6 protein-coding genes, 4 tRNA genes and 2 rRNA genes are annotated in these 7,571 nt (G+C 46.5%); 9 read left to right on the plus strand and 3 right to left on the minus strand.

The annotated features are described in order from the left end of the window. Positions 1–84 (plus strand): 23S ribosomal RNA (locus B5D35_RS21780); the annotation flags it as partial. A 117-nt stretch (positions 85–201) separates the two neighbouring features. Further along, a 5S ribosomal RNA gene (rrf, locus tag B5D35_RS21785) occupies positions 202–317 on the plus strand. A 256-nt stretch (positions 318–573) separates the two neighbouring features. On the opposite strand, the gene B5D35_RS21790 is transcribed toward rrf, so the two are convergent. Further along, positions 574–1,194, minus strand: a complete 621-nt coding sequence (locus B5D35_RS21790) for a nicotinamidase (RefSeq protein ID WP_078754554.1) — start codon at positions 1,192–1,194, stop codon at positions 574–576. Between the two features lie 10 nt (positions 1,195–1,204). Next, complete coding sequence (gene pssA / locus B5D35_RS21795) at positions 1,205–2,554, minus strand: CDP-diacylglycerol--serine O-phosphatidyltransferase (RefSeq protein ID WP_078754555.1); 1,350 nt, start codon at positions 2,552–2,554, stop codon at positions 1,205–1,207. 630 nt (positions 2,555–3,184) lie between these two features. Here pssA and murB point away from each other — a divergent pair. Both murB and birA read left to right on the plus strand, forming a co-directional pair. Then, on the plus strand, positions 3,185–4,225 hold the full coding sequence (gene murB / locus B5D35_RS21805; protein WP_078754557.1) for a UDP-N-acetylmuramate dehydrogenase: 1,041 nt from the start codon (positions 3,185–3,187) through the stop codon (positions 4,223–4,225). After that, positions 4,213–5,178: a bifunctional biotin--[acetyl-CoA-carboxylase] ligase/biotin operon repressor BirA gene (gene birA / locus B5D35_RS21810; protein ID WP_078754558.1), complete on the plus strand. Its 966-nt coding sequence runs from the start codon at positions 4,213–4,215 to the stop codon at positions 5,176–5,178. Before murB ends, birA begins: the two co-directional genes overlap by 13 nt. Before the next feature lie 10 nt (positions 5,179–5,188). Here the strand turns inward: birA and coaA are convergent, their stop codons facing one another. Next, positions 5,189–6,124, minus strand: a complete 936-nt coding sequence (gene coaA / locus B5D35_RS21815) for a type I pantothenate kinase (protein WP_078754559.1) — start codon at positions 6,122–6,124, stop codon at positions 5,189–5,191. 210 nt (positions 6,125–6,334) lie between these two features. Between coaA and B5D35_RS21820 the strand changes: the two genes are divergently transcribed. From B5D35_RS21820 to B5D35_RS21840, 5 genes are all read left to right on the plus strand, one after another. Next, positions 6,335–6,410 (plus strand) — tRNA-Thr (locus B5D35_RS21820). Positions 6,411–6,432: 22 nt separating this feature from the next. Next, a tRNA-Tyr gene (locus B5D35_RS21825) sits at positions 6,433–6,517 on the plus strand. Positions 6,518–6,557: 40 nt separating this feature from the next. Further along, positions 6,558–6,632, plus strand: a tRNA-Gly gene (locus B5D35_RS21830). Between the two features lie 10 nt (positions 6,633–6,642). Further along, positions 6,643–6,718 (plus strand) — tRNA-Thr (locus B5D35_RS21835). Between the two features lie 109 nt (positions 6,719–6,827). Beyond that, positions 6,828–7,571: elongation factor Tu (locus B5D35_RS21840; RefSeq protein WP_139367721.1), on the plus strand; the 744-nt coding region annotated here is incomplete at its 3' end.

A 7,571-nucleotide genomic window follows, 5' to 3' on the forward strand; every position in this document is an offset into this window, starting at 1 on the left:
AGACTACGACGTAGATAGGTCAGGTGTGTAAGCGCTGCGAGGCGTTGAGCTAACTGATACTAATTGCCCGTGAGGCTTAACCATACAACACCCAAGGGGTTTTAGCGGACTCAAGTAAAGAACATTGAATGTGTAGAGACACTGGTCAGTAATTTCCCAGATTTTAGTTTTTCGCGATAAGCGGGGAACACAACAAATTTGCTTGGCGACCATAGCGTTATGGACCCACCTGACTCCATGCCGAACTCAGTAGTGAAACGTAACAGCGCCGATGGTAGTGTGGGGTCTCCCCATGTGAGAGTAGGACATCGCCAGGCTTCAAATAAGAAAAAGCCCTGACCATTTGGTCAGGGCTTTTTCACGTTTATAGCACTAATAAACCGCTAACTCAAACTGCAACTCTCGCTATAAGGTGTTGTCCTGCATATGGGCTTTAAAGCCGTATAAGTGTTTTCATAAAGTAAAACTATATATGAGGTATACAACATACTGTCCTTTTCATCTCCAGAGACATTTTTTAGGCATAAAAAAACACCACCTAAGCGGTGGTGTTTAATTTTTTGAGTCGTGATACTAGGCGTTGAATTGGTCTAGATTGTCGATTACATGGATACCTGCATCTTGCATCTCTGAACATGCTGCTAGTGTTGTAGCTTCAGCAATGCCCCGGCACGCTTCAAGGTTTACCCATACATCAAAGCCACCATGCTGTTTTAGTTGCATGGCTGTGGTCTTAACACAGTAATCTGTCGCTAATCCACCAATCAACACAATGCTAACTCCCTTTGATTTCAGCCATTCAATCAAACCTGTGCTCAACTTTTCTTGAATGTCGTGAAAGCATGCACCGTAAGGGTGCAGATCAGGTTCTACACCCTTCCAGATAACGTGGTCGTAGTCTGTCACAGTTGGAAGATCTGGCACGGTTTCAAAACCTTTGGTGCCAGGCACTGCGTGTGATACCCACGTCAGGTCGGCATTATCGTGCGGTAATGGCGCGAGCATTTTGTCATGACTGTCGACAATCCATACCGCATTGGCTGGGTGTGCGTCTTTGGTTAATACGCGCAACTGTGCTTTCTCTGCCTGATGATTGAGGGCTGAACCAATCAGGTGGCCTTCGTTTACTGGCAGTTCACCCGGACACAATGGCGTAAATGTCTTTTGCGGGTCGACATCGATAGAGGCGATCAAACTGGTCTCCTTACAGGATCTGATTCAGCAGGTGATCTGCTTTGATCCTTTTGATCCGTTTAAGCAGCTTTTGAACTTTCGCTGGGTAAGAGTCCAGCTTTTCAATCTGCTTGTAGCTACCAATCTGCTGAGTGTGTTCGAGGATCTTATCGATTTCGCGTTGTGCCTGAGCCTCAATAAGTTTCTTCTTGTCATGCAGCAGGATGGCATTTTCCAAGTCCAACTTCCATGCACGTGGGTTGAGGTTATTACCCGTTAACAGCATGTAAGTGCGATCTACCCAGATACCTTTCAGGTGGAAGCTGTTGTCATCGTGTTTCCACAGGTGAATCTTCAACTGGCGCTTTGCGATAGCAGCTTCGTTACGACGCGCAAAGGCACGCAAGTTGATTTCATAGAGGTAGGGCAGGCCAGAAATTGTTTTAAACGGTTCATCTGGCGGAATGTAGAAATCATTGGCCGTTTTGTCACCGACAATAATCGTTACATTTACACCGCGTCGAATGGCTCGACGAATTTCTCTCGTCACACTTCGTGGTGGGTTGAAATACGGTGTACAAATGGTTAATTCTTCTTGCGTGCTGGCAATGAGGCGGCAAATCTGAATGTTTAGAAAGTTCTTACGTTTACCCAAGCCTACCATCGGCGTCAGGCCAATTTGGTCTTCATTAATATGTTGAGAAATGAAGTGGTAACTGGCTTTTTGAAGGCGAGCTCGCAAATCGCGTATCGCAGGCTTCAGTACTTTTGTCTCTGGGCGGTTTGGCTGAGCGAGACAAGTAACAGCGTCACTGGCGACAAGCGTATTGCTGATAAATCCAGCCATGCAATCGGCCAAGGCTTTATTTTTTATGACATGGTATCGGTCATAGCGGTAGCGTTCGTGCTGAGCTAAATAAACATCGTTCAAGCTCGCACCACTATAGATAACCGTATCGTCAATAACGAATCCCTTTAGATGCAAAACACCGAAGACTTCTCGGTTGCGCACTGGTACGCCCAATACATCAATTTTGTGTGCGTATTCTTGTGCGTAACGGCGGTAAAGGCCCGCATTGCCGTCTGACTTTTCAGCACCAATAAGGCCACGCTGAGCACGGTGCCAATCGACCAGGACTTTAATATCGAGCACTGGATTATTTTGTTTAGCTAAATAGAGTGCGTCGAGAATCGAGCGGCCGGCTTCATCGTCTTGAAGATAGAGCGCGACGAGATAAATGCGAGTTTTGGCATGTGCAATTTCATGCAGCAAGCGCTCACGGAAAGTGACAGCATCAAACAGTGTTTCCAGCTGTTCAGGTCGCTGTGCAATCTTTGGGAGCTGATCGATCAACTGCTTATTTGCAGTAGCTGAATCCATTATTGCCTCATTAAATTCGACGAAGTGGTCGTGTTAACGCAAATCAAACCCTGTATTGTACCAGAAATTGCGCAAATTCAAGTGATCCTGATACTTCTGCAGCCCTGATTTATACAGACTCTATTGGAAAATGTCCCATAGGAATGAGATCCTTGCCACTGTTGCAGTAGCTTATGTAGCGACCTTGCAACTCAGAAGGAAGATCGTTTATTTCAATAATGCGAAACCCTGCGGTCTCATACAAGGGTGTAAGAGAGCGATATGCTAAACAATAACAGGGTTTGCTAAGCGTCTGTTTACTCACCGCGTCGAGGAACATTATGCCTAGGTTCTGTCCTCTCAATGGCGGGGTAATCACCATGCCCGTTAGCAGTTGAAAGGAATGAAATTGTTTAAATCGTACTGCCCCACAGAGCCCCACATCGTTGCTCTCCGCTGTCCAAATAACCTCGTCTTTTTTAGGTTTCCCCGCCGGGTAATAGCATTTATAAAATCGAGTCACAATGGGAAAACGAAGCGGGTCGAGAGGGGTAAATCTAAAATCAGGCATAGCTATCAAATCACTGCGAATTCAGGGTGGATAGGTTAGTATACACCTCAGGACTTCATATTTATGAAACAGCGAGCCAAATGAAAACCCTGCCGACTAAATCCCTTAAACCATTCCATACTTTCGGTCTTGATGTTGACGCTAAAGAGATCATCGAGGCCCATTCCGTTGAGGACATTTTGGCCATCTGGCGTGACAAGGAAAGCGAGCCAAAGCTCATTCTCGGTGAAGGCAGCAACTTGCTGTTTTGTGAGGATTACGCTGGCATCGTGATACTCAATCGCCTCAAAGGCATCGAAGTAGAAGAAATAGTCACAGGATGGCGGCTCCATGTGGCAGGGGGGGAAAACTGGCATGATCTGGTTCGTTGGACGGTTGAACAAAACATCCCAGGGCTAGAAAACCTTGCCCTTATTCCTGGTCTTGTCGGCTCCGCACCAATTCAAAACATTGGTGCTTACGGCGTTGAGCTCAACGATCGTTGTGAATATGTGGATGCGCTGATGCTAGACAGCGGAGAGATAGTACGTCTAACTGCTGAAGAGTGTGAATTTGGCTATCGCGATTCAATTTTCAAAGGACGTTTAAAAAACAAGGCAATGATTGTCGCTGTTGGCTTGCTGCTTCCTAAAGTGTGGCACCCCGTGATTGGCTACGGTGCTTTAAATGAGCTCGCCGATAAGCAAGATCTTTCAGTCTTGGACGTATTTAATGAAGTGTGCACCATACGCAACGAAAAACTGCCAAACCCAAAAGAGATCGGTAATGCGGGTAGTTTTTTCAAAAACCCTGTTGTATCAAAATCGCAAGCTGACAATTTAGAAGTGCACTATGACAAGATGCCGCGTTTTACGGTTAGTGATGACGAAGTAAAACTGGCTGCAGGTTGGCTGATTGATCAATGTGGATTAAAGGGATGTCGTATTGGGGGAGCGTCAGTGCATGAAAAGCAAGCTTTGGTACTTACCAATGCAGAAAGTGCTACTGCATCCGATGTAGTGGCTTTAGCCAAACATGTTGTTGATACAGTGAATGCAAAATTTGGGGTGACGCTAGAACATGAGGTTCGTTTTATCGGTGCGTCAGCGGAAACGACACTGGAGGCTGTATGCCAGCGCTAGATAATACAGCTCGCCTCTCACTCATCCGTAAACTCGCGGATGGACAATTTCACTCTGGTGAAAAGCTTGGTCAAGAGTTGGGAATGAGCCGAGCAGCGATCAGTAAACATATCAAAGTATTGCAGCAGTGGGGCGTCGATGTTTATCGTGTTCAAGGTAAAGGTTATTGCTTACCTGCCCCGCTTAATCTTCTAAACGATGTATCGTTGAATGAAAAACTGAATGTACCTGCTTTCTCGCTTATTCCTGTCATTGATTCGACCAACCAGTATTTGCTCGACCGTGTTGGACAATTGGAGTCAGGAACCGCTTGTCTCGCAGAATATCAGCAATCAGGCCGGGGGAGACGAGGTCGCGCGTGGTTTTCTCCGTTCGGTGCAAACTTGTACCTGTCGATGTATTGGCGCTTGGATGCAGGAATGGCAGCAGCGATGGGTTTGAGCCTCGTTGTCGGTGTATCAATGGCTGAAACGCTGAATCAATTGGGTGCTAAGAACGTCAGAGTAAAATGGCCCAATGACCTCTATTGGAATGATCGAAAACTTGCGGGCATCTTAGTCGAAATGACAGGACAGGCAGGCGATGCCGCGCATTTGGTTATAGGTATGGGGCTGAATGTATCGATGCCAGAAACCGATGCGGTTGACCAAGTTTGGGCCAACTTAAAAGATGCGTGTAACCCATTGCCAGACAAAAATGATCTTGCTGCAGCGCTCATTAATGGTGTGACTGAGGCATTACTTCAATATGAAGATGTGGGCATGGCAGGTTTTGTTGCCAAATGGGATAAGTACGATAATTTTAACGGTCGTGCGGTGAAGTTGCTGATGGGTGAGCGAGTAGTCAAAGGAGTTGCGCGTGGTATCAATGAGCAGGGGGCGTTGATGCTAGAAACTGAATTGGGCATCACCCCCTATCTTGGTGGAGAAATTAGTCTGCGAGCAGATGACTAATAAACACCGATCATTTACGAACTTTAACCGTTTGAACAGCGTGGTTTGTTCCCTTTTGAAGGATTAACCCCGCTCGTTCTCGCGTCGGGAGGATATTCTCGACCAAATTTTTGCCGTTAATTTCTTCCCAAATTCCGGATGCTTTCGCGATGGCTTCTTCATGCGTCAGCTTAGTGTAGTGATGAAAGTACGATGTGGGGTCTTGGAAAGCACCGCGGCGAAATTGCATAAAACGCTCGATGTACCAAGTTCTCAGTAGTTCGCTGTCAGCATCCACGAACAAGGAAAAATCAAGAAAATCTGAGATAAATACACGGTGCGGGTCATGCGGATAGTCCATCCCACTTTGGAGCACATTCAATCCTTCGACGATGAGGATGTCTGGCTGCTCGACAACTTTAATACTCTGAGTGATGTCGTAAACTAAGTGAGAATATACAGGGGCTTCGACGCGTTTTTTGCCCGATTTCACGTCCGCCACAAATTGTACTAATCGACGAATGTCATAAGACTCCGGAAAGCCTTTCTTTTTCATCAAATCACGATCATTCAGTGTATCGTTGGAATATAAAAAGCCATCAGTGGTGATGAGTTCAACTTTCGGGTGCTCAGGCCAGCGTTCAAGCAAGGCTTTGAGTATTCGTGCGGTGGTGCTTTTTCCGACAGCGACGCTACCCGCAATGCCGATAACATACGGAACGTTATTGTCCTTTTCTCCGAGAAATTGTTCTAACACCTGGGTTCTGCCTTTGCGCGCTTTGACATAAAGGTTCAAAAGGCGTGAAAGCGGAAGGTAAATGTCTTGAACTTCTTCCATCGTCAGATGTTCGTTAATACCGCGTAGCTTTTCGAGGTCAGTCTCGTCAAGCGTCATCGGTACGGAATCACGAAGTTCTGACCACTTTTTTCGGTCAAAAGACAGGTAAGGCGTTAAAAGGTCGCTCATGCTTTATAAGAAACAGTTTCTAATAAGGAAAGCGACAATACATTATCCCCGACTAGAGTGAAAGCACGATGCTGATTTATGCCGATGTTATATTGCTAAGTCAGAGGACTAATTGGCGAAATAATGTGCCATAAGAACTGATTTCTTAGAATTTTTTAAATTAGCTATTGCAACGCTAAAAATCATTGCATAGAATGCGCAGCACTTGTCGCCGGCTTAGCTCAGTTGGTAGAGCAACTGACTTGTAATCAGTAGGTCGCCAGTTCGATTCCGGCAGCCGGCACCATTACGACAATAAAAGACAATTTGGTGGGATTCCCGAGTGGCCAAAGGGATCAGACTGTAAATCTGACGGCTCAGCCTTCGAAGGTTCGAATCCTTCTCCCACCACCATAATTTCAAATAGTTTGAATAGCTCTACGAGAAACTGAAAGCGGGCATCGTATAATGGCTATTACCTCAGCCTTCCAAGCTGATGATGCGGGTTCGATTCCCGCTGCCCGCTCCAATTTTAAAGTGCTGATATGGCTCAGTTGGTAGAGCGCACCCTTGGTAAGGGTGAGGTCCCCAGTTCAAATCTGGGTATCAGCACCATTCTTTCTCTTCCAAGTTACTTCAAGCCGTTTGTCATATACTCAACAAAACACATTTGTTGTATGCGTGGTCGTTAAGCCACCAAAATACCGTGCTTAGAGGGACTGTCATGTCTAAAGAAAAATTTGAACGTACGAAACCGCACGTTAACGTTGGTACTATCGGCCACGTTGACCACGGTAAAACCACTCTGACTGCTGCTATCTGTACTGTACTGTCTAAAGTATACGGCGGTTCAGCACGTGACTTCGCATCTATCGATAACGCTCCAGAAGAGCGCGAGCGCGGTATCACCATCTCTACTTCACACGTAGAGTACGATACTCCGTCACGCCACTACGCGCACGTAGACTGCCCAGGACACGCTGACTATGTTAAAAACATGATCACCGGTGCTGCGCAAATGGACGGCGGTATCCTGGTTGTTGCGGCAACTGATGGTCCAATGCCACAAACGCGTGAGCACATCCTGCTGGGTCGCCAGGTTGGTATTCCTTACATCATCGTGTTCATGAACAAGTGTGACATGGTTGATGATGAAGAGCTTCTGGAACTGGTAGAGATGGAAGTTCGTGAACTTCTTTCTGAGTACGATTTCCCAGGTGACGATTGCCCAGTAATTCAAGGTTCTGCACTGGGTGCACTGAACGGCGAAGAGCAGTGGGAAGCGAAAGTAATCGAACTGGCTGAAGCACTGGATTCTTACATCCCAGAGCCAGAGCGTGCGATCGACCGTCCGTTCATCCTGCCAATCGAAGACGTATTCTCAATCCAAGGCCGTGGTACAGTTGTAACTGGTCGTGTTGAGCAAGGTATCGTTCGCGTAGGTGACGAAGTTGCAATCGTTGGTATC

The organism is Enterovibrio nigricans DSM 22720, from assembly GCF_900167155.1.
GTDB lineage: Bacteria > Pseudomonadota > Gammaproteobacteria > Enterobacterales > Vibrionaceae > Enterovibrio > Enterovibrio nigricans.